Here is a 22,596-nt window from a genome sequence, read left to right as displayed (position 1 = left end):
AACATGTTACAACGCATTCAAACTATTTATTTATTTCTCGCCACTTTAATAAGTGGTGTTTTAATATTTTTTGTTTCTTTGTGGAGCAATGAAGCGGGAGAATCCGTTTTTGTTGAAGAAGTATTGGTGGCAATGGGTCTATTCTTAGGCTCTGCAGTTCTTTCATTTATTAGCATATTTTTATTCAAAAACAGAAAGCTTCAATTTGTATTGGGGCGAATCAATATATTATTAAACTTTTTTTTTGCTAGGAGTTTTTGTGTATTGGTCTCTAAGTATACCTGGAGAGATGGAAATCTCGGAGAAGGGTATTGGGATGTTTATTCCTGTTCTTTCTATCGTTTTTTTAGTTTTGGCCAATAAAGCCATCAAAAAGGATGAAGATCTCGTAAAATCTGTAGACCGGTTACGATAAAACCTATTATCTTAGTGTTATTAGTGCGTAGAAAACCCGAAGTGAAAGCTTCGGGTTTTTTTATGCCTTAAAATTATATGTATTTGCACTTATATTCAGTAAATAAAAAATAATGCCTCATTTTCATATTTGAAGCCGTCTGCAGTTTCAGAACCAATTCGACCAATAGTGTAGGGGCAAAGGCTTTTTTATAAGTAGGAAGACAGCAATAGGAAATTAATAATAGAGAATTAAAAATAAATTTTCAACTCTCCAATTCTATCACTTCCAAATCGCTTATGTTTTTTCCTTCAACCTTAAACCTTAGCATCGTTCTCTTTTTGTGAAATCCATATTTTCCCGCTGCACCGGGATTCATATGTAAGCACTGAAGGGATTTATCATTCATCACCTTTAAAATATGGGAATGCCCACAAATAAATAACTTCGGCGGATTTTTTTTGATTTCTTCTTTTACGGCAGGTGAATATCTTCCGGGATAACCGCCAATATGTGTAATCCACACATCCAACTCCTCACATAAAAATCGTTGATTCAATGGAAATTCTTTTCGGATTACATGATCGTCTATATTTCCAAAAACTGCTCTCAAAGGTTTTAGTGCTTTAATCTGGTCGGTTACTTTTGGATCTCCAATATCTCCCGCATGCCATACCTCATCTGCTTCTTTTACATAATGAAGAATACGTTCGTCTATATGGCTATGGGTATCGCTTAATAATAAAATCTTTTTCAAATCTTAAATTCTAATTTTTGGTTTTTCTGAAAACTGATTAATGAACCTTAATAGGGTTACGAAGTTTGCCGTATCTTTGCAGGCAATCACGTAAAAGTATCAATTTAGATTGAGATATTTTATTGAACTAGCTTATAATGGAAAGGCATATCATGTTGGCAATATCAGCCGAATGCTATTTCTGTACAAGAAACTCTGGAAAAAGTTCTTTTAACCGCGTTACAGGTGAAAACCCCATTGGTTGGGGCTGGAAGAACAGATGCCGGGGTTCATGCCAGTAACTATTATGCACATTTCGATAGCAGAAAAATCAAGCATATAGATAAGTTTATTTATAAGCTGAATTCCTTATTGCCCGATGATATTGCGGTGTATAATCTTATTGAAGTTAGCGACGAAGCACATGCCCGCTTTAATGCCTCTGATAGAAGCTATGAATATTATGTGGTTCAACATAAAAATCCATTTAAATTTGAAACCGCTCATTATGTGAAAAATGAGTTGGATATAGTTAAAATGAATGAGGCGGCAGCTACCTTATTGGATTACAAAGATTTTAAATGTTTTTCGAAATCTAAAACTGATGTGCACACCTATAATTGCAAGATCATTTCCGCACAATGGGTAAAAGAAAAGGACGTTTTAATATTTAAAATCACGGCAGATAGATTTTTACGGAATATGGTAAGAGCAATTGTAGGAACCTTATTGGAAATAGGATTAGGAAAGATCCCGGTTTCCAGATTGCATGAAATATTAGAAAGCAGAGACAGGCAAAAAGCAGGAACCTCGGTTCCGGCAAAAGCATTGTTTCTAGCTAAAATTGAATATCCAACATCTATTTTAAATAAATAAATGGCATCAGCTACAGGTAACGCATTTGACTTTGGTCTTTTTAAAAGACTTATAAAATATACGAATCCGTATAAATGGACATTTTATTTCGTGGCTTTGGCTGCGATCTTATTGTCCTTTTTTGCGGTTTTAAGGCCTTATTTACTTCAGGTAACTATAGACGATTCTATTATCCCAAAAGATAACGATAATCTGGTATTCTACATCTCTATGATGCTGGTAGTATTATTTCTAGAGGTGATCTTTCAATTCTGCTTTATTTATTTTGCCAACTGGCTAGGCCAAGAAGTGGTTCGCGATTTAAGAGTCAATTTATTTAAGCATATGCTTCAGTTTAAAATGAAGTATTACGATAAATCTGCCGTGGGAAGACTGGTGACACGTGCGGTTAGCGATATTGAGACAATTGCAAGTATTTTTAGTGAGGGATTATTTATGATTGCCAGTGACTTATTAAAGATGCTGGTGGTTCTAGGATTTATGTTCTATAAAAGTTGGCAGCTCACCCTATTGGTTTTAATTGTTTTACCATTTATTTTGTACGCTACGAGAGTTTTTCAGAAAAAAAATGAAAATAGCTTTTGAAGATGTTCGAAATCAGGTAGCCAATTTAAACACATTTGTTCAGGAACGTATCACAGGGATGAAGATCGTACAGATTTTTACCAGAGAAGAGGTAGAATATCAGAAATTTAAGGATATAAATAATAAGCATAAAAGCGCATGGATTAAGACGGTTTGGTATAACTCTATTTTCTTTCCAATTGCAGAGATGTCTACTTCCATCACTATTGGTTTAATTGTTTGGTATGGGGGAGTTCGAGTTGTAGATAACGATACGTTGAGTTTGGGTATCATTATTATGTTTATAGAATTGGCGCAAATGCTGTTTAGACCACTTCGTCAAATAGCAGATAAATTTAATACCCTGCAAATGGGAATGGTTGCAGCCAATAGGATTTTTGCCATTTTAGATACAGATTCTGTAATTCAGGATACAGGAAGTAAAGAGATATCTAATTTAAAAGGTGAGATTGAATTTGAAAATGTTCGTTTTAGTTATGATGAAGGCGAGGAAGTTTTAAAAGGTGTTTCTTTTAAGGCAGAACCTGGCGAAACAATCGCAATTGTTGGAGCTACGGGAGCCGGGAAATCTACGGTGATCAATTTGCTGAATAGATTCTATGAGATCGATGCCGGAAGAATTATGGTAGACGGTGTAGATATTAAGGATATCACACTCAAAACCTTGCGTGCAGAAATTGCAGTGGTATTACAAAATGTATTTTTATTTGCTGACACTATTTTAAATAACATTACCCTACAAAACCCAAGAGTTAACGAAGAAGATGTGATAAAAGCAGCAAAGGAAATTGGGATTCACGAATTTATAAGTTCTTTGCCTAATGGCTATCATTATAATGTAAAAGAACGCGGAGTTATGCTTTCTTCTGGGCAAAGGCAATTAATTTCATTTTTAAGGGCCTATGTATCGAATCCAAGTATTTTGGTGTTGGATGAAGCAACATCTTCGGTAGATTCTTACAGCGAGCAGTTAATACAAGATGCCACAGATAAAATTACGGCAAACAGAACCTCCATTGTAATAGCGCACAGATTGGCTACCATTAAAAAAGCAGATAGAATATTGGTGATGGATGCGGGGAAAATAGTTGAAATGGGTACGCACAAGCAACTGCTGAAAGTTGAAAATGGCTTCTATAAAAATTTATATGAAGTACAATTTATGGCGGAAGAGGAGTCTATTTAAATCTCATTGAGGGTTTGAAGCCCTAGCTTCTTTTGAATTTTAAAAAAAGTACTTTTTAATACCAATTTCGCGTGTTTGCTTCGAGATCCTTAATTTGCTACTAGAGCTATTAGGTAAGATCTTCTTTTAACTTATTCAGCAACTCCGTGGTGTTTTCAAAAATCACAAACTCACCATCTTTTAAATAGGAGATTTGTCCGTTTTCTTCACTCACCACCAATGCCAAGGCATCTGTTTTTTCTGTAATTCCAACGGCTGCACGATGTCTTAGTCCAAATCTCAAAGGGATAGACCGGTCGTTAGAAACGGGTAAAATCACTCTGGTTGCTGTAATTTTATTGTCTTCAATAATCATCGCGCCATCATGAAGTGGAGAATTTTTAAAAAATACCGACTCGATGATTGGCTGATTTAACTCTATGTTCATGGCATCTCCAGAAATTTTAATAAAATCCAGTTTGGTGCTTTTTTGAATCACAATAAGGGCTCCGGTATAAGATCTCGCCATGCTTTCGCAGGCTTTTACGATCGCGTTTAAATTTGTTTTTATTTGAGTGTCATCTTTTACAAATTTAAACTGCCTGAAGAATTTCCTTCTCTGAGTGAAATTGGTAGAACCAATCATCAATAAGAATTTTCGTATTTCCTGCTGAAAAACCACGATTAGCGCGAACATTCCCACTCCAATGAATTCCCCAAGCACACTGCTTAAAAGCTCCATTTGAAGCAATTCTGTGAGCTTCCACATCAGGTAAACGATCACAATACCTATAAAAATATTTACGGCCACCGTTCCTTTTACAAGCTTGTATAAATAGTAAAGTAATATTGCGACAAAAACAATATCTACAATATCCAGAATGCGAAGGTTTAAAAAATCCAAATTTTTAAGGCTTTGTGTAAAAATAGAAAATTAGAATGTAAGCTGACTCATTAATTTTACGGTTTCCATTGCTTCTCTTACATCATGTACTCGCAAAATGTTTGCGCCATTGGCAATTGCCATGGTGTTTAGAACAGTGGTGCCATTAAGCGCTTCCTGTGGCGAACAATCTAAGGTTTTATAAATAGTCGATTTTCTTGATAACCCGGCTAGGATTGGAACATTCAAACTCTCGAACTTTTTAAGGTTGGACAATAATTCAAAATTCTGTGCTATATTTTTAGAAAATCCAAATCCGGGATCAGCAATAATATCATGTATTCCCAAGTCTCTAGCAGCTCTTATCTTTTCAGAAAAATAAAAGATAATCTCTTGAGCGAGATCCTTATACTCATTAAGATCTTTCATGGTTTGTGGATTTCCGCGCATATGCATCATAATATAGGGAACTTGAAATTCTGCAACCACCTTTAACATATCGTCATCCAAGTTTCCGGCAGAAATATCATTTATTATGGCCGCGCCGGTTTTTAAGGCTTCAGTGGCAACATTACTTCTAAAGGTATCTATAGAAATAATGCTTTCCGGGAAATTCTTGAGGATTGCATCTATAGCTGGAACTACACGATTTATTTCTTCGGTTTCAGAAAAATCATCGGCACCCGGGCGACTGCTATATCCTCCAATATCAAGAAATGTAGCTCCTTTTTCCAACATTTTTTCAGCAGTGGTAAGCAAAGTTTTAAGCGATGTTTTTCGGCTTTCAGAATAAAAAGAGTCCGGGGTAGTATTTAGGATTCCCATTACTTTGGGGCTTGCTAAGTCTATTAAAGTACCTTTACAATTAATGGTCATGGCGGAATTTATATTAGTTCTTCTGAAAAGTGGAGACTAAATTAACTTTGACTATCTAAATTATTTGCCCGAAATTTACGCAAATTAGAATAGTTCTATGAAGGATACCTCAAAACAATACGATGCGGTAATTAATACTTGTCGCGAGTTATTTGTAAATAAAATGAAAGATTACGGCTGTGCCTGGCGTATTTTAAGGCTTCCGTCTTTAACAGATCAAATTTTTATAAAAGCACAACGAATTAGAAGTCTTCAGGAAAACGAGGTTAGAAAGGTAGATGAAGATGAAAAACCGGAGTTTATAGGAATCATTAATTATTCTATAATGGCCCTAATTCAGTTAGAATTAGGGATTGCCACCCAACCGGATCTTTCGGTAGAGGAGGCAATGAGGCTTTATGATGAAAAGATTGATCTCACCAAGCAATTAATGGAAAATAAGAACCACGATTACGGTGAAGCTTGGCGGGATATTCGAGTGAGTTCTTTAACAGATCTTATTATTCAAAAATTACTTAGGGTTAAACAAATTGAAGATAATAAAGGAAAAACGCTGGTTAGTGAAGGCATCGATGCGAATTATCAGGATATGATTAATTATTCGGTATTTGCTATGATTCTTATGGAAGAAGCTACTGCTTAAAAAATTACGATAACATGAAAATATTAGTTGGGGTTGCCAGAATTTTTGTCGGTATTTTATTTATAATCTCCGGCTTTATAAAATTGAATGACCCAATTGGTTTTTCATTCAAACTTCAGGAATATTTTAGTGCAGAGGTGCTAAATATGGAAATCTTGATTCCATTTGCATTGGTGATCGCTATTTTTTTAGTGGTTTTTGAATTGGTGTTAGGGATTATGCTATTTATTGGATATCTCCCGAAATTCACACTTTGGAGTCTCTTACTAATGATTGTTTTCTTCACGTTTCTTACATTTTATTCGGCATATTTCGATAAGGTGAAAGATTGTGGCTGCTTTGGCGATGCTATGCCACTTACACCGTGGCAATCTTTTTATAAAGATGCAGTGTTGCTTGGACTCATAGTATTGCTATTCTTCAATAGAAAGCTAATTACGCCAATTTTTGCTCCGGCGTCTCATAGATGGATTATATTCTTATCCTTTATGCTCTGCTTTATTTTTGCATATTACGTGCTTATGCACTTGCCGGCCATAGATTTTAGAGCTTATAAAGTGGGGAACAATTTGCTGGAAGAAATGAAAATTCCGGAGGATGCTGAAAAAGCGGTTTATGAATACTGGTGGAAATTTAATAAGAATGGAGAAGAAGTAATCATCAAAAATTCAGGTGCATACCCTAATGTTGAAGGAGATTATTTAGGCGTTGAAACGACTTTGATCTTTGAAGGATTTAAACCTAGAATTCCGGATTTTTCAATTTTAAAAGATGGTGAAAATATTACTCAGGAGATCTTGGCCAAAGATAAATTACTGCTAATCGTTGCTTATGATTTAAGAAAAACAGAACGAGAAGGCTTTGCGATTATTAAAAAGTTGAGTGAAGAGGCTTTAAAAAAGGGATATACGGTGGTAGGTTTAACTGCTTCAGGAGATGATCTTAAAGAAGAAATCACTTCTAAATTTAGCTTGAATTTTGATTTTTATCAGAGTGACGAAACAGTTCTTAAGACCATAGTGCGAGCAAATCCGGGGATTCTTACATTAAAAAATGCTACAGTAATCCAGAAAAAGCACTGGGCAGACGCCTCAGAAATAGATTTATAAAACATAAAAAGACAGAAATGAGAAGAAATATAGTTGCAGGAAATTGGAAAATGAATAACGACCTTGCCGAAACGCAAGAGTTGATTTCACATTTAAAGCTACAAATGGTAAAGGAGCCTACGGCAGAAGTTTACGTGGCACCATCTTTCGTGAATTTATATAATACGTTTCAGTCTCTTAAAGGAACTGTGATAAAAGTTGCTGCCCAAAATATGCATTTCGCGGAAAGTGGTGCATTTACAGGGGAAGTTTCAGCAAAAATGCTTAAGAGTATTGGCGTAAACACTGTGATCTTAGGACATAGTGAACGCAGGGCTCTTTTTCATGAAACCGATGAGCTGCTAGCTAAAAAAAGTAAATGCAGCTTTGGAACATGATATAGAGATCATATTTTGTTTTGGAGAAGAGTTGAAAGACAGAAAAGGCGATAAGCATTTTGAAGTTGTTAAAGAACAATTGGAAAATGGCTTATTCCATGTGAATAAAGATTCTTGGAAGAACATCATTCTTGCATACGAACCGGTTTGGGCTATTGGAACCGGAGAAACGGCATCTCCAGAACAAGCACAAGAAATGCATCAATACGTTAGAGGCTTAGTGTCCGATAAATTCGGGGAAGAGATCGCTCAAAATGTATCTATTTTATATGGCGGTAGTGTAAAACCAAATAATGCAGCAGAAATTTTTGAGAACGAAGATGTGGATGGTGGACTTATTGGAGGAGCCAGTTTAAATGCAATCGATTTTTTAACTATTGTAAGCTCTTTTAAGTAATGGCTAATTATTTAGAATTTCAGTTTGAAATAAGTCCGCTACAACCAGGCTCTGAGATTTTGATCGCTGAATTGGGTGATGCGGGCTTTGAAAGTTTTGTTGAAAATGAAGACGGAATTACAGCTTATATTAAATCTGAAGAGTATAATGAAGGGATGTTAGAAGACATACAAATCTTAAATTCCGATGAATTTGAGATAAGTTTTACTTCAAAAGAGATCGAGCAAGTAAATTGGAATAGTGAGTGGGAGAAGAACTTCAATCCAATTGTGGTAGCCGATAAATGTTCGGTAAGAGCACCCTTCCACGAAAAGCCGGATACCGAGTATGATATTGTTATAGAACCAAAAATGTCCTTTGGAACGGGACATCATGCTACAACGCATATGATGCTTCAGCATATCCTTAACAATGAATGGGCTGGAAAATCGGTTTTGGATATGGGTTGCGGCACCGGAGTTTTAGCAATTCTTGCCGAAATGAAAGGAGCAACCTCTTTGGATGCAATAGATATAGATAATTGGTGTTATTTAAATACGCTGGAAAATGTAGAGCGAAATAATTGTAAGAATATTTCTGTTTACGAAGGCACTGCGGATTTATTAGAGGGAAAACTCTATAATGTGGTAATTGCTAATATTAACAGGAATATTTTAGTAGAAGATATCCCAACTTATAGCAAATGTCTTTCTAGTGGTGGTAAGCTTTTTTTAAGCGGATTTTATACGGAAGATATCCCTGTGATAGAGGAAGTTTGCAATAGGAATGGGCTGAAATTTGAAAATAAATTGGTTAAAGATAATTGGACAGCCCTGAGTTTTATAAGAGAATAATTTGTAAGAATTAGTATCTTTACAGCTGAATATCAACAGATAACCCTTTGGAGATGAGTACGAAAGAAGAAGTATTAGTTAAAAGAAAAACAGTAACAAAAAAGAATAAAAATTATGAGATCGTTTTATTCAATGATGAATATAACACATTCGATCATGTAATAGAAACCCTTATTTGTGCTTGTGATCACACTCCGGAACAAGCAGAACAGTGTTCACTTTTGGTGCATTATAAAGGAAAATGTACGGTGAAAACCGGCCCTTATAATGATTTGAAACCAAGATGTTCGAAATTATTGGAAGCCGGATTAAGTGCTGAAATAACCGGTTAAATGTTAAAGTTTCATTCGATTATCAATATTTATCGCATTAAATTTCCTACATAAATTATATTTTTCATAAGTTTATGTCATAATAATTAAGGATTTCGAAACACCTTGATATTTATAACAACTAAAACCTACTTATGAAAATTAACAAATTATTTTTATGTCTTGCTGGAGCAGGACTATTATTCACTTCTTGTGAAAAAGATGAGTTAACCACATCGCCAGAAGAAGAAGCTTTAAACATTAATTCTGAGGTACCAGAATCTGTACTTCAAAAAATTGCAGCCCTACATTTTAATCCGAAAGGAGCAGAAGTAGGAAAAATTATGTTGCCAGATGGAAGTTTTGAGAAAACCTATATTGTTGAAGGAGATATTGCATTAAATGCGAATCAGCTTAATAATATGAGTACTAGTAATATTCAGGATAAGCAATATCGTACTAACAACTTGGTAAGTAATAACAGAACAATAAATGTTATTGGATATACTGGAGGTTCTCAAGCTTTAACTTCTAAGCAAAGAACAGCGCTTCAATATGCTATTAACAACTACAATAGAATTAATATTGGGCTTACGTTCACCTTAACCTTTGGAACTAACTATTCTCCTTACGACATCGTAGTGTATCAAACTACAAACGGACAAGCAGGTGGAGTAGCAGGATTCCCTAGCAATGGTAATCCATACAAGTACGTGCAAATTTTTAATGGAATGGAGCAGTACAGTGTAGATACTAATGAGCATGTAATGACACATGAGATTGGACATTCACTAGGATTGCGCCATACAGATTGGTTTAGCCGTCAAAGTTGTGGGCAATCTGGAGAAGCTGCAGGATCTGATGGTGCTGTACATATTCCGGGAACCCCAACAGGGTATGATTCCACCTCTGTTATGTTAGCTTGTTTTGGAGCGAATGAAGATGGAGAATTTAATGCCAACGATATTACCGCATTAGAATATTTATACTAAAACTTAACCAAACCGTAAGGTGTTTCGAAATTTTAAGTGAGCGTCCCCAACGCTCACTTTTTTTTATTCAAAAAAGATCTGGAATTTTTCTCTAATTTTAAAATAAAACATATATTTGCACCCGCAAAAAGGCCTCGTGGCGCAACTGAATAGCGCACTTGATTACGGCTCAAGAGGTTCCAGGTTTGAATCCTGGCGAGGTCACTTAAAAACAAAAAGCTCACCGATAGGTGGGTTTTTTTTTTATTTATATGGTTTTATAATTAGTAGCTGCCTTAAGAAGCCAGAATTTCACTTGCTTTTAATTTTTTTAATCCTTCAATGATTTTTTTAAATTCTGCGGCACATTCTTTCGATTTTTTTTTGAAGAGGTCCGGGTTTATTCCCTTTTTTGGCAATAGTGGATTTGGTTTCTTCCATCATTTCTTTAAGATTATTTGCCTGAATATAAAATATAGACATAGTACTTTTATGGATAAGATCCTCAATCATTTCTTCACTATTTGCTTTTATAGCATCTAGAAACTCATGTTCATATAATATAAAAGCATCTAAAGTGCTTTTTATAAATTTATCTAAGTAAAGGGAATTGCTATTCGCCATTTTTACAAATTTAGAGACATCGAAAGAGGGCTTTTGATCTTCTTTAAGTTTTTGTTCTTTTTTATTAGAAGCTATCTCTTTTTTATTTTTTTTCTCTTCCTTCTCCGCCACATCCATCTTAGAAGATTTTTTAATTTTCTGATGAGCTGGGTTTTGTAAATAGTATACTAGTGTTTCCAAAAGTTTTTCCGGCTTGAAAGGTTTTGAAACGTGATCGCTCATTCCTGCCTTTCTAAGCTTATAATTGATCTCTCCTCTATCTGATGCTGATAAGGCAATTATTACAGGCGGTTTTTCAAGTTTTAAGGCGCGAATTTTCTTTGCAGTCTTATACCCATTCATTCTTGGCATATGTAAATCTAGCAGTACGAGATCAAAGTGTTTTTGCTTTATCATTTCAATGGCTTGGAGACCGCTCTCTGCCGATTCATTTTTCAATTTCCACTCATTCAAAAATTGTTCGGTGATATAAATGTTTGTAGGATTGTCATCCACTATAAGAACATTGGAAGATTTAAACATTTTTCGATCCTCTATGCTTATTGATTTATCCTTTGGAGGAGCATGATTTTTAATGACCTTATACCAGATGTCAAAACTAAATTCTGAGCCTTTACCTTTACTACTTTGCACTTTCATTTCAGACTTATGCAATTGAAGTAACTTCTGGCTAATGGTGAGACCTAGTCCAGTTCCACCATATTCCATGTTAATGTCGTAACTAGCCTGAGAAAATTCCTGAAATATGGCGTTCAATTTATTTTTTGGAATTCCAATTCCGGTGTCTAAAATCTTAAATCTCAACAAGGATTTGGTCTTAAGCGTTTCTAAATTTTCAACTATAAGTTTTACAGAACCCTTTTTGGTAAATTTAATGGCATTCCCAATTAGATTAGTAAGAATTTGCGATAGCTTTACGGGATCCCCTGATAATTCTTGGGGTACATTTTCACCTAATGTTACTTGCAAGCTTATATCCTTTTCTTCGGCTTTTGTTTTAAAGGTTTGCTGGAGCATCTCAACCATATTGCTAAGGTTAAATGTGCGTTTTTCTAATTTCACCTTTTGCGCTTCAATTTTACTAAGATCTAATAAATTATTTACCAGTTCTAAAAGATTTTCAGAAGAATGTAATAAGATTCGTGCATATTCCTTTTGATCGTCGTTGAGATGAGTTTTGTTTAAAAGATTACCAATTCCCAAGATCGCGTGAAGCGGAGTTCTTATTTCATGACTAATGGTAGACAAGAATTCTGCCTTTGTATTAGAATCTTCCTCTGCTTTCTTTTTAGCTGCAATTAGTTCCTTCTCATATTTCTTACGGTCCGTAATATCAAATATGGTAGCTCTATAAGTCAGCGGATTTTTACCCTTTGCGGAAATCTCTTTTACATTAATAAGTCCGGGGAAAAATGAACGGTCTTTTCTAACAATATCAAAATTGATTTCCTGAATAAATCCTTGCATACGGATTAAAGGAAAAAAATGGGTTTCGAAAAAAATTTGCCCACCAATTTTAAAGAGATCTGGAATTCTTTTTAGATAGATCACTTCCTCTTTGCTGAAATTGAGCCAGGAAAGTAGCGTACTGTTTATATTATAAATTGTTCCATCCGACAAAAATGAAACATAGCCGCAGGGGGCATTTTCATACAATTCCTCTGCAGTTTCAATAATTTTACCTCTCGGGTTATTTTCTTTATCTGCGATGCTCATTAATTTGTACTTGCCAGATATTTTTTGATTGCTAGGGTAGTTTCTTCCGGAGCACTAAGATTAGGGCAATGTCCTGTGGCATTTAAAATTTGAAATTCAGAATTCTGAAGATTTTCGTGTACATATCGGCCCACTTCTACCGGTGCGATTATATCTTGAGAGCACTGCAATACCAAGGTTGGTACAGATACTTTTTTCAAATCTTTACGATTATCAGACATAAAAGTAACCTTTGCGAAGTGTTTGGCGATCTCTGGATTGGTTCGGCAAAAACTATTGGATAATTCTTCACCCAATTCCGGTCTATCCGGATTTCCCATGATAGCAGGAGCCATATTAGCAGACCATCCCAAATAGTTACTGTCTAGAGCTTCCATCAGGTCGTCTATGTCTTCTCTATTAAATCCACCCACATAGTTTTCATCATTAATATATCTTGCTGAAGGGCCTATCATAATCAATTTCGAAAATCTAGAAGGCTTCAAGCTTGTAGCTATAGCAGCTATCATGCAGCTTACAGAGTGAGCAACAAGAATTACATCTTTTAAGTCTAACTCCTCGCAGATATCGATGATGTCTTCTGCATATCCTAAAAGTTCATCATACTTTTCTCTGGAATATGAATTATGATCGGAATGTCCGGCTCCCACATGATCAAAAAGAATGACCTTATAATCTTTTTCAAATTCCGGATACACAAAGCGCCACATATGCTGGTCGCAACCATAACCGTGAGCAAACAACATAGGCTGAGTTCCATTGCCAAGTATCTTGACATTATTTCTCTGAAGTACTGAAACGTTTTTAGGAGTACTCATTATGTGTTTTTTTTTCCGGGTAAATTTAATCAAATCCGGGTTGGTTGTTAATGCAAATAATAATTTTACCTATTTATAATGAATTAAATATAACCATAAATTATAACACTCACGTTTAGAAGAGAATACAATTTTAATTAGCCAAAAATATTTCAGAAGTTATATCTAAATGAATTGAAATTTGAGATCAATTATTGGAGAGGATCATTCAGAAAAAAAATATTCCTGATCTGCCCTTACCAGTAAGCATGGATCAAGTAACCTTATTGTTTTTCATGGGTAGCTTGCACTAATAATGTGTTTTAATCAATCTAGAATTAATTATCTTGAAATTGTAAGTATATAGTTTCTTTAGAAGAATCTATCGTTGTACTCCTCAATTGAACTACCTCCTAGTCAAGCTGAGATAATCCATATTCAAAGTCTAAATATCTTATTCTCTTGACATTTTCAATTTTGCATAAGGAGATCATTTTATTAAATAACAACAATAAGATGCTTTTAGATTTATCGTAAAACTTGTAATAAAAATAGCACAAAATTACGTGTCAATTTATTTTACTACATTAGTGTTCAGGACTTTAATGATATTAATGGTATTTCTATGGCTATTAAATTTCAAAATAATATCGTTGAAAAATCACTTGATTCAGATGCGAGGATATTTGAAAAAATTAATACTTATATATATGATAATTCCAATAATGCATCCTACTATGTCGCTCGGCAAATAGAAAAGTTAATAAAGGATAAAGCCTCAAATGGTAAGTACGCGGTGCTAGGTTTAGCAACTGGTTCTAGTCCTACTAAAATATATGATTTTTTAGTACAATTTCACAGGGAGGAGGGATTAAGCTTTGAAAATGTAATATCATTTAACTTAGATGAATATTATCCTATGGCTCCAGAATCTTTGCAAAGTTATGTGAGATTTATGAACGAACATTTGTTCAATCATGTAAATATTAAGAAAGAGAATATTCACATCCCTAATGGATTACTTCCAAAAGATAAAGTCAAAAAATTCTGTTCCAATTATGAAGATTTAATAAAAAAACATGGAGGGATTGATATTCAAATTCTTGGAATAGGACGTTCAGGACATGTAGGTTTTAATGAACCCGGTTCTTCAATTAATAGTATTACAAGATTAATAAGCTTGGATAAGGTAACTATTTTGGATGCTGCTAGTGACTTTTTTGGGGAAGAAAATGTGCCTACCAGGGCTATAACTATGGGTATTGGAACTATTCTATCTGCGAAGAAAATTTTTCTAGTGGCTTGGGGAGAAGGTAAGGCAGATGTAATAAAGGAAGCTGTAGAAGGCAAGGTTAAAGAATCTGTGCCTGCTACCTTTCTACAAAATCATAAAAACTGTGAAATTATATTAGACATCGCTGCGGCTTCTGAACTTACTAGGATAAAAACTCCTTGGTTGGTATCGGAGTGTGATTGGGATGAACAACTAATTAAAAGGGCGGCCATTTGGCTTTCAGGAAAGGTGAAAAAAGCTGTTCTAAAGCTCACGAATGAAGATTATAGCGAATTTGGTATGGGAAATATGGTAACAGAAATTGGTTCTGCCGAGGCAATTAATTTGATGGTATTCAATCAATTACAAAAGACCATCACGGGGTGGCCTGGAGGAAAACCCAATGCAGAAGATAGTAACCGCCCTGAGCGAGTTACACCATTTCCGAAAAAGTCCTTAATCTTCAGTCCGCATCCCGATGATGATGTCATATCGATGGGGGGTACTTTATTGCGTTTGGTAGATCAAGGTCACGAAGTGCATGTTGCCTATCAAACATCCGGCAATATAGCTGTATTTGATGATGAAGTGATTCGTTTTCTTGATTTCAGCAAAGAAATTGTCGAAGATAAAATGGCACACAAAGAAATAACTGAATTAGCAGCTAGAGTTAGGGACTTTTTAAAAAATAAAAACGCAGGAGATATAGACCAACCCGAAATCCAAAAATTTAAGGGACTTATTAGAAAAGGAGAAGCGCTTTCTGCCTGTCGTTACTGTGGTATTAAAGAGGAGAATGCGCACTTTCTCAATTTACCATTTTACGAAACAGGTGCGGTTAAAAAGAAACCTTATAGCGCAGAGGATATAAAAATCACTTATAATCTTTTAGATAAAATAAAACCACATCAGATTTTTGCAGCAGGAGATTTGTCAGATCCCCATGGAACTCATAGGGTTTGTCTTCAAATAATTAGGGAAACCGTTAAAAAATTAGTCGAAGACGAGAAATCTTGGATAAATGATACTTATGTCTGGCTGTATAGGGGAGCTTGGCAAGAATGGGATATATCAGATATGGAAATGGCAGTTCCTATTGGCCCAAAGGATTTATCAAGAAAAAGAACAGCAATTTTTAAACACCAATCTCAAAAAGATCGTGCCATGTTTCCTGGTACAGATGAGCGTGAATTTTGGCAAAGGGCAGAACAACGAAATAAAGAAACAGCGGAAAGATATAACCAATTAGGTTTACCGGAATATGAAGCTATCGAAGGCTTTGTGAGATATCAATTTTAATAATAACCAACTAAATATTTATTTATGAAGAAATTTTTCAAAATTAGATCAGTGTTATTTAAAATAATGCTCGGTCTTTCTTTATTCATAATGCAAAGTACATTGATATTTGGTCAAACAAACGATTATGTCTTTGCAGGAAATATAGTAAATACGACAAGTGGGCTTCCACTGTCTGGTGTATCTGTTTATATTGAAAACACCAACAGGGGAGTTTCAACAGATTTTGATGGTAATTACAATTTTAATGCTTCCCTGACACCAGGTGTATACACCTTGGTGGCAAATTTTATTGGTTATAAAACACAAAGAGTAAATGTTGAATTAGGAAATAATACTCAGATAACAAATAATTTTAGATTAACAGAGGATCTTTTGAATTTGGATGAGGTTGTAGTTACAGGAAACGTAATTGGAACCAACAAAAGAGCATTGGGAAACAATATTTCCACCATTGATGCAGATAATTTAACTAATAATGCTTCCGTTCAAGTAGATCAAGCCCTTCAAGGTAAGATTACCGGGGCTCTTGTAACGCAAAATTCTGGAGATCCTGCCGGTGGTATTTCAGTGTTGTTGCGCGGTGCGAGTAGTTTAGGAGGAAATCAGCCGCTTTATATTCTAGATGGTGTAATCTTAAATAATGCTAGTAATGAATTGGTAGATGTTGGAGGTAATTCGCAAAACCGATTAGCAGATTTAAATCCCGAAGATATAGCCCGAATAGAGGTGATAAAAGGGGCTGCTGCATCAGCTATTTATGGTTCAAGAGCAAATAATGGTGTGGTACAGATCTTTACTAAAAAAGGAAAAATTGGAGAGCCTCAATTTTCATTTACAACGAATGTGAGATCGAGCTCATTACGAAAAAAAATAGATTATAATAAGGTGCCATTAGCCTGGGTAGATCCTTTTGATAGGTCCAATTTAGAAACTATTCAGGTACAAAGATTTGATCTTCAGGATGAAATTTTTCAAACAGGATTTGGTGTAGAAAATTTCCTTTCGGTAAGTGGTGGTGGGGAGAATACTAGATATTACATTTCGGCTTCCCAGTTGGATAATGAAGGTATTATAAAAAACACCGACTTTAAACGGATTAATTTTAAAACAAATATTGTTCAAAACGCCTTCGATTGGTTAACGATTACAGGGGATTTTAATTATTCCAGAAGTACAAGTAAAGATGTTCCCAACGGAGGTATTAATGCCGCTTATGGTGCAATTACAGGTTTTGTATTTAGTGATAATTCTATCAATCCCGCACCAGATGAATCTGGTGTTTATCCCGTTACATCACTTTTGGTACCAAGGACAAATCCCGCAGAAGCTGTGGAAAGGTTTGATTTTGGAAATAAGACCAATCGGTTTATAACTAGCTTTAAGCTGGATGCAAAAATCACTGAGAACCTTAAAGCTTCTTATGTTTTTGGTTTAGATTATTATAATCAATCTGCCACAGCATTTATTCCTGTAAATAATACTTCACCAAATGGAGATGGTTTTGCAAGACGGGCAGATAGAAATAATTTCCAATATAATAGTGATCTTAATTTAAGTTATAAATTTTTTATTACTGAAGATTTAGAGTCTACTACAACGCTAGGAGGAACTTACCAATTTCAAGAAATTGAAACTATTGCTATTCAAGCTACAGGTTTGCCTCCAATAGTAGAAACTGCAACATCAGGAAGTATTTTAGAACAAGGAGAGAGCCGAATTCCTTTTTCATTATGGGGAGGATTTATTCAACAATCTTTTGGATTTAAAAATAAACTTTACATCAATGGAGCACTTAGAACTGATGGTTCCTCGGTATTTGCGAAAGATGAAAGAAATCAACTTTACGCAAAAGCAGGTATTTCCTATATTATTTCTGAAGAGGAATTTTGGCAGAATGGAATAGGCGAAAAAATAAATACTCTAAAATTTAGAGCTGCATGGGGGCAATCTGGTGGGCTAAGTGCACTGCCGGCTTTTAGCAGATTTACCAATTTTACACCTAGCTCCATAAATGGTCAAAATAGTCTGCTTTTAGGAACACAGCTGGGGAATATAAATGCCTCTCCGGAAAAACAATCTGAAACTGAAATTGGTTTTGATGCTGGATTATTTGATGGGAGGGTAGGTGTGGAATTTACTTATTACAAACAAAAAGTATCAGATCTACTATTGAATAGGGAATTAGCCCCATCTGCAGGATTTGTATCTCGATTTGAAAGTGTGGGAACGCTAGAAAACACAGGTGTGGAAGTTTTAATAAGAGCAAATCCTATTAGATTAGAAGATTTCAATTGGGATGTAGTTACTACCTATACAAGTAATAATAATGAAATCACCAATGTTGCGGGACAGCAATTTGCTTTGGCAGGAAGTTTTTCTACAAATTTTGTAATAGAAGGAGAATCCTTAGGGGTGTTTTTTAGACAATTCTATGAAAGGGATGAGAATGGAAATATAGTTTTAGATGATGCAGGGTATCCAGTAAGAGGGACAAATCTAGACGGTTCTTCTTCCAAAGTTATAGGAGATCCAAATCCAGATTGGTATGGCTCTATAATTAATGAGTTCACATATAAAAACTTTGATTTTAGAATTCAATTTGATGCGGTTCAAGGATTCGATGTTTTTAATTGGAATCGACGATTACTAGATAATGTAATATTTGGAGGTGGATCTAATGTCGGGGAAGAATTATTAGGAAATAGGCTTAAAGGATTTGGTGGAGCCCAAGCCGGTATTTTTGAAGAGTTTATTGAAGATGGCTCATTCGTGAAATTAAGAGAAGTTTCTTTAGGCTATACCATTAGCGAACCTTTTAAGTATATAGATAAAATTAAATTTAATCTTGTTGGTAGAAATCTTATTTCTTGGGATGACTATAGCGGTTGGGATCCAGAAATTAATACTGGTGGACAAGGGAATGTTAGAGGATTCGATTTTGCTGCAGTTCCTATCCCTAGAACATATCAATTTGGAATAAACGTGAGCTTTTAATTTAAAAGATATAAAAATGAAAAAATATATAGACATTAAAATCATCGCCTTGCTGTTTTTAGCACTCTTGAATTGGTCATGTGAAACAGATTTCGAGAATCAAAATCAGGCTACAGATGAACAAACATATTCTTCCCGTGAGGGTATTTTAGCAGCGAGTGTTGGCATGCAACAATTATATGCTACCACTGGATTAAGATGGATTGTTGAAACCCCTGCCATCACTACACGAGAGGGTGGAATTACGACCACATTTCAAAACATGATAGAATTGGAAGATGGTGGCGCAGTATTGCCCAATTCTAATTCTAATGTAGAAGGTCTTTGGAATACAATGGCAAGAGTGATGAAAATTTCTGAAGATATAGAAGCAAATGTTCCTTCTCTTAGTCTAACTTCTGGAACTGAAAGTGGACTAATCGCATATGCGAAATTATTCAAGGCATTGGCAATTGGAAGTTTGTCGCAAAATTATGAGCAAATAATTATTCAAACCAATCAGGAAAATAATGCTAGCTTCATAGATAGAAATGGAGGTTTTCAGGAGGCTATTAGATTGTTAACAGAGGCTTCTTCCCTTATCGCTTCTACTCCGGTTTCAACAGAGTTTGATTCTGAAATAACAAGGGGGAAAATAGATCTTGAGAATACCATTCAAGCTATGTTGGCTCGGTATAATTTATTTGCAGGTAACTACGAAGCGGCAATTACAGCTGCTAATAATGTAGACCAATCTTCAATTTCGGTATTTGAATACGATGCACTAAACTTAAACCCTATATGGACTAGGGTATACCAAAATAGCGCCCCTAATTTTAAACCTAGGGATAATTTTGGGTTACCTGAAGAATTTATTTTTTCTCCTGAAGATGGCAGGGTATCTTTCTATCTTATCCCGTTAGATGAAACAAATCAAAATGGGCTTCCAATTGAAGATTTGGCAGGCTTTTTTGACGAAAATACAGAGCTTATTCCTGTATATATTCCAGATGAAATGAATCTAATTATCGCTGAAGCAAGTTTAAGAAAGTCTTCTCCTGATATTCAAGCCGCAATAGATGCTCTTAATTTAGTGCTGACTAACAATAATGACCCTTTCGGGATAAATGCAAATCTGGGAGCATATTCTGGAGAATCTAGTGTGGAGGCTTTGTTGGATGAGATATATAAAAATAGGCGTGCCGAATTATTTTTGACAGGAATGAGTTTGGAAGATAGTAGAAGATTCAATCGTCCTCAGCCTAGCGGCGATGCAATGAATTATAGTGAGGAGCGAAATAGAAATTTCTATCCTTATTCTGAAAGAGAGAGAAACAGCAATCCAAATACTCCGGCAGATCCGGTAATTTAATATACGCTCACATTTAATTTTTCCGGCTATTTTCTAAAAATTAAAATAGCCGGTTTTGAATTCGTGAATATGAATAAAAAATCTTTTAGAATAACTGAATCTTGGGAAGCAAATGCTGAAGAATGGATCCGGCTTTTGGAGCGGGATGGAATTGCTTCAAGACAATTTACAAATACAGCAATTTTAGAAGCGGTCAATTCATACAATTTAAAGAGTGTCTTAGATTTGGGTTGTGGAGAAGGTTGGTTAACTAGAGTATTGTCTACGAATGAAAATAGGGTTGTTGGTATTGATTCTACTGAAGCTTTATTGAAGAATGCACGCTTAAAAGGATCTCAAAACTTTTATAAAATAACTTATGAAGAAATAATTAATGGAAAAGAAATCCCGGAAAATCCCTTTGAAGCTTTAGTTTTAAATTTCTGTCTGTACCAAAACGAACAGGTTTCGGCTTTGCTTCAATCTTTAAAAAAGGCGCTATTGAAATCGGGCTTAGTTTTTATTCAAACCCTCCATCCTAGTTTTCTTATTCAAAATAATTTACCCTACAAGAGCCAGTGGATTGAAGATTCATGGAAAGGTCTAAAGGGTAATTTTGTGCATCCACATTCTTGGTATGCCAGAACTTTGAAAGATTGGATGAACACATTTAATAAAAGTAATTATGAGTTGTTGGATATTAAAGAAGTTATAAATGAGAAAGGAACTCCTCTATCTATAATATTCATCTTAAGAAATGATTGAGAAAACATTTAAAGCTCCTTTAATTAAGATATCACTTATGCCATTTAAGCAACAAATAGTAGTTAACATGAGCTATTTTACATGAAAAAATAGTGAAAACTTAAGAACAAAAACATTTTTCTTTGGCTTCTGTTATAAGGCTCAATAACAAATAGTCTCCTACTTTGTTATATTTGCTTACAATCCATCAATATTCTTATTTACTTATGACTGAAATAGATCAATTCATTGCCGATTTTGCCTCGTTTGTGTGGGGACTTCCTCTCTTAATTTTGCTAATTGGTGGTGGTTTCTATCTCTTGATTATTTCCAAATTTCTACCTTTTAGATATTTAGGACATGCCTTGCAGGTATTACGTGGAAAGTATGACAACCCAGATGATCCTGGAGAAATAAGCCATTTTCAGGCTTTATCCACAGCATTATCTGCTACTGTAGGGATGGGGAATATTGCAGGAGTTGCTGTGGCGATTGCCATTGGTGGGCCGGGAGCTATTTTTTGGATGTGGGTAAGTGCTATTATTGGGATGGCAACAAAATTCTTTACCAATAGTTTGGCTGTGATGTACCGTGGTAAAGATTCTGAGGGGAATATTCAGGGTGGTCCTATGTATTTTATCATGGAAGGTTTAGGTAAGCGCTGGAAAGCCTTAGCCGTGATGTTTAGTGTTGCAGGATTAGTTGGAGCACTTCCTGTTTTTAACGTGAATCAGCTAACGCAGGCTATTAATTTTATTCTACTAGAGCCAAATGGAGTAGAAGTTGGCTTAGGGTCTAATTTAATTATTGGATTAATTTTAGTCACTATAACTTCTATCGTGATTTTTGGCGGACTTTCAAGAATTAGTAAAACAGTTTCTAAGTTGGTGCCTTTAATGGTGGTGATGTATTTTGTTTCGGTACTTATTATCTTATTTGTAAACTTCGATCAGGTGCCTTATTATTTTGGTTTAATATTTACGGATGCTTTTGTTGCCAATAACTTCACGGGAGATTCTTTTTTAGGTGGAGTTTTAGGAGGACTTATAATATTGGGAATCCGTAGAGGAGCCTTTTCTAATGAAGCGGGAATTGGAACAGCACCAATGGCCCATGGGGCAGCAAAAACAAATGAACCAATTAGAGAAGGCCTGGTTGCTATGTTAGGCCCGGCAATAGATACTTTAGTGGTTTGTACACTAACTGCCTTAGCTATTTTAGTAACTGGAGTTTGGCAAACTTCAGATCAAAATGGAGTGAGCTTGACGGCTGCTGCTTTTAATGATGCAATGCCTTTTTATGGAAATTATATTTTGCTTACTTGCATCGCATTTTTCAGTATTTCATCTTTATTTTCCTATTCTTACTACGGAACTAAATGCCTGTCTTTTTTGATAGGAGCCGATAAGAAGCATTACTATAATTACTTCTATATCTTGAGTATTCTGATGGGGGCAACTACCACCTTGAGCATGATGATTAATTTGATTGATGGGTTCTTTGCGTTGATGGCGATTCCTACAATGATATCGACATTGATATTAGCCCCAAAAGTTTTGAAAGCAGCTAAAGACTATTTCAGAAGAATGGATCTTAAGAAAAAGGAGGTTTTGGAAACTTCAAACTAAGAAGTTTGGTACTTCGTTGAGATTTCTCGACT

General features: G+C 35.1%; 16 protein-coding genes, 1 tRNA gene and 3 pseudogenes. 15 read left to right on the top strand and 5 right to left on the bottom strand.

The genetic code is table 11. The features are described from left to right. The first annotated feature begins 3 nt into the window (after nt 1-3). Nucleotides 4-415 (top strand): annotated as a pseudogene (locus ON07_RS14660) (DUF4293 domain-containing protein). A gap of 244 nt (nt 416-659) precedes the next feature. On the opposite strand, the gene ON07_RS05665 reads toward ON07_RS14660, so the two are convergent. Further along, complete coding sequence (locus ON07_RS05665; protein WP_010228903.1) at nt 660-1,151, bottom strand: metallophosphoesterase family protein; 492 nt, start codon at nt 1,149-1,151, stop codon at nt 660-662. Between the two features lie 147 nt (nt 1,152-1,298). Between ON07_RS05665 and truA the strand changes: the two genes are divergently transcribed. Both truA and ON07_RS14650 read left to right on the top strand, forming a co-directional pair. After that, the gene (gene truA / locus ON07_RS14655) at nt 1,299-2,006 is read left to right on the top strand and encodes a tRNA pseudouridine(38-40) synthase TruA (RefSeq protein ID WP_081483372.1); all 708 of its coding nucleotides are present in this window, start codon (nt 1,299-1,301) and stop codon (nt 2,004-2,006) included. Continuing rightward, nucleotides 2,007-3,777, top strand: a pseudogene (locus ON07_RS14650) (ABC transporter ATP-binding protein). Between the two features lie 109 nt (nt 3,778-3,886). On the opposite strand, the gene ON07_RS05650 reads toward ON07_RS14650, so the two are convergent. Both ON07_RS05650 and folP read right to left on the bottom strand, forming a co-directional pair. Then, nucleotides 3,887-4,660 (bottom strand): diadenylate cyclase, encoded by a 774-nt coding sequence (locus tag ON07_RS05650; protein ID WP_010228901.1) that lies wholly within the window; start codon nt 4,658-4,660, stop codon nt 3,887-3,889. 30 nt (nt 4,661-4,690) lie between these two features. After that, nucleotides 4,691-5,515, bottom strand: coding sequence for a dihydropteroate synthase (gene folP, locus ON07_RS05645; RefSeq protein WP_010228900.1), 825 nt, complete (start codon nt 5,513-5,515; stop codon nt 4,691-4,693). Between the two features lie 97 nt (nt 5,516-5,612). Here folP and ON07_RS05640 point away from each other — a divergent pair, with 97 nt between their 5' ends. The 7 genes and pseudogenes from ON07_RS05640 to ON07_RS05610 all read left to right on the top strand — a co-directional run bounded on the left by ON07_RS05640 (nt 5,613) and on the right by ON07_RS05610 (nt 10,381). Continuing rightward, nucleotides 5,613-6,158 (top strand): DUF1599 domain-containing protein, encoded by a 546-nt coding sequence (locus tag ON07_RS05640; RefSeq protein ID WP_010228899.1) that lies wholly within the window; start codon nt 5,613-5,615, stop codon nt 6,156-6,158. Between the two features lie 14 nt (nt 6,159-6,172). Then, on the top strand, nt 6,173-7,267 hold the full coding sequence (locus tag ON07_RS05635) for a BT_3928 family protein (protein WP_010228898.1): 1,095 nt from the start codon (nt 6,173-6,175) through the stop codon (nt 7,265-7,267). Between the two features lie 17 nt (nt 7,268-7,284). Beyond that, nucleotides 7,285-8,041, top strand: a pseudogene (gene tpiA / locus ON07_RS14645) (triose-phosphate isomerase). After that, complete coding sequence (prmA, locus tag ON07_RS05625; RefSeq protein WP_010228897.1) at nt 8,041-8,874, top strand: 50S ribosomal protein L11 methyltransferase; 834 nt, start codon at nt 8,041-8,043, stop codon at nt 8,872-8,874. Before tpiA ends, prmA begins: the two are co-directional and overlap by 1 nt. 53 nt (nt 8,875-8,927) lie before the next feature. After that, nucleotides 8,928-9,206: an ATP-dependent Clp protease adaptor ClpS gene (locus ON07_RS05620; protein ID WP_010228896.1), complete on the top strand. Its 279-nt coding sequence runs from the start codon at nt 8,928-8,930 to the stop codon at nt 9,204-9,206. A 134-nt stretch (nt 9,207-9,340) separates the two neighbouring features. Then, complete coding sequence (locus tag ON07_RS05615; RefSeq protein WP_010228894.1) at nt 9,341-10,177, top strand: M57 family metalloprotease; 837 nt, start codon at nt 9,341-9,343, stop codon at nt 10,175-10,177. Between the two features lie 130 nt (nt 10,178-10,307). Then, nucleotides 10,308-10,381 (top strand) — tRNA-Arg (locus tag ON07_RS05610). 126 nt (nt 10,382-10,507) lie between these two features. On the opposite strand, the gene ON07_RS05605 is transcribed toward ON07_RS05610, so the two are convergent. Both ON07_RS05605 and ON07_RS05600 read right to left on the bottom strand, forming a co-directional pair. Next, nucleotides 10,508-12,496 (bottom strand): response regulator, encoded by a 1,989-nt coding sequence (locus tag ON07_RS05605; RefSeq protein ID WP_010228892.1) that lies wholly within the window; start codon nt 12,494-12,496, stop codon nt 10,508-10,510. Further along, nucleotides 12,496-13,314 carry an alpha/beta fold hydrolase gene (locus tag ON07_RS05600; RefSeq protein WP_010228890.1) on the bottom strand — a complete coding sequence of 273 codons (819 nt, stop codon included), beginning with the start codon at nt 13,312-13,314 and terminating at the stop codon, nt 12,496-12,498. Before ON07_RS05600 ends, ON07_RS05605 begins: the two co-directional genes overlap by 1 nt. 604 nt (nt 13,315-13,918) lie before the next feature. Between ON07_RS05600 and nagB the strand changes: the two genes are divergently transcribed. From nagB to ON07_RS05575, 5 genes are all read left to right on the top strand, one after another. After that, nucleotides 13,919-15,865: a glucosamine-6-phosphate deaminase gene (gene nagB, locus ON07_RS05595; protein WP_010228888.1), complete on the top strand. Its 1,947-nt coding sequence runs from the start codon at nt 13,919-13,921 to the stop codon at nt 15,863-15,865. Nucleotides 15,866-15,889: 24 nt separating this feature from the next. Continuing rightward, nucleotides 15,890-18,862, top strand: coding sequence for a SusC/RagA family TonB-linked outer membrane protein (locus ON07_RS05590; RefSeq protein ID WP_010228886.1), 2,973 nt, complete (start codon nt 15,890-15,892; stop codon nt 18,860-18,862). Between the two features lie 16 nt (nt 18,863-18,878). Next, nucleotides 18,879-20,213, top strand: a complete 1,335-nt coding sequence (locus ON07_RS05585) for a RagB/SusD family nutrient uptake outer membrane protein (RefSeq protein ID WP_010228885.1) — start codon at nt 18,879-18,881, stop codon at nt 20,211-20,213. 69 nt (nt 20,214-20,282) lie between these two features. Continuing rightward, nucleotides 20,283-20,957 carry a class I SAM-dependent methyltransferase gene (locus ON07_RS05580; protein WP_010228884.1) on the top strand — a complete coding sequence of 225 codons (675 nt, stop codon included), beginning with the start codon at nt 20,283-20,285 and terminating at the stop codon, nt 20,955-20,957. A 206-nt stretch (nt 20,958-21,163) separates the two neighbouring features. Further along, nucleotides 21,164-22,564: an alanine/glycine:cation symporter family protein gene (locus ON07_RS05575; RefSeq protein ID WP_010228883.1), complete on the top strand. Its 1,401-nt coding sequence runs from the start codon at nt 21,164-21,166 to the stop codon at nt 22,562-22,564. Nucleotides 22,565-22,596 lie beyond the last annotated feature (32 nt).

The organism is Gillisia marina (assembly GCF_000258765.1).
GTDB classification, from domain to species: domain Bacteria; phylum Bacteroidota; class Bacteroidia; order Flavobacteriales; family Flavobacteriaceae; genus Gillisia; species Gillisia marina.
This window is presented reverse-complemented; position numbering and strand designations above follow the sequence as displayed.

Excerpts from the sequence above, each read along its gene's own strand:
- ON07_RS05620 (WP_010228896.1), top strand. The coding sequence starts at position 8,928 with ATGAGTACGAAAGAAGAAGTATTAGTTAAAAGAAAAACAGTAACAAAA.
- nagB (WP_010228888.1), top strand. The coding sequence starts at position 13,919 with ATGGCTATTAAATTTCAAAATAATATCGTTGAAAAATCACTTGATTCA.
- ON07_RS05585 (WP_010228885.1), top strand. The coding sequence starts at position 18,879 with ATGAAAAAATATATAGACATTAAAATCATCGCCTTGCTGTTTTTAGCA.
- ON07_RS05590 (WP_010228886.1), top strand. The coding sequence starts at position 15,890 with ATGAAGAAATTTTTCAAAATTAGATCAGTGTTATTTAAAATAATGCTC.
- ON07_RS05605 (WP_010228892.1), bottom strand. The coding sequence starts at position 12,496 with ATGAGCATCGCAGATAAAGAAAATAACCCGAGAGGTAAAATTATTGAA.
- ON07_RS05600 (WP_010228890.1), bottom strand. The coding sequence starts at position 13,314 with ATGAGTACTCCTAAAAACGTTTCAGTACTTCAGAGAAATAATGTCAAG.
- prmA (WP_010228897.1), top strand. The coding sequence starts at position 8,041 with ATGGCTAATTATTTAGAATTTCAGTTTGAAATAAGTCCGCTACAACCA.
- ON07_RS05615 (WP_010228894.1), top strand. The coding sequence starts at position 9,341 with ATGAAAATTAACAAATTATTTTTATGTCTTGCTGGAGCAGGACTATTA.
- ON07_RS05575 (WP_010228883.1), top strand. The coding sequence starts at position 21,164 with ATGACTGAAATAGATCAATTCATTGCCGATTTTGCCTCGTTTGTGTGG.
- folP (WP_010228900.1), bottom strand. The coding sequence starts at position 5,515 with ATGACCATTAATTGTAAAGGTACTTTAATAGACTTAGCAAGCCCCAAA.
- ON07_RS05635 (WP_010228898.1), top strand. The coding sequence starts at position 6,173 with ATGAAAATATTAGTTGGGGTTGCCAGAATTTTTGTCGGTATTTTATTT.
- ON07_RS05580 (WP_010228884.1), top strand. The coding sequence starts at position 20,283 with ATGAATAAAAAATCTTTTAGAATAACTGAATCTTGGGAAGCAAATGCT.
- ON07_RS05640 (WP_010228899.1), top strand. The coding sequence starts at position 5,613 with ATGAAGGATACCTCAAAACAATACGATGCGGTAATTAATACTTGTCGC.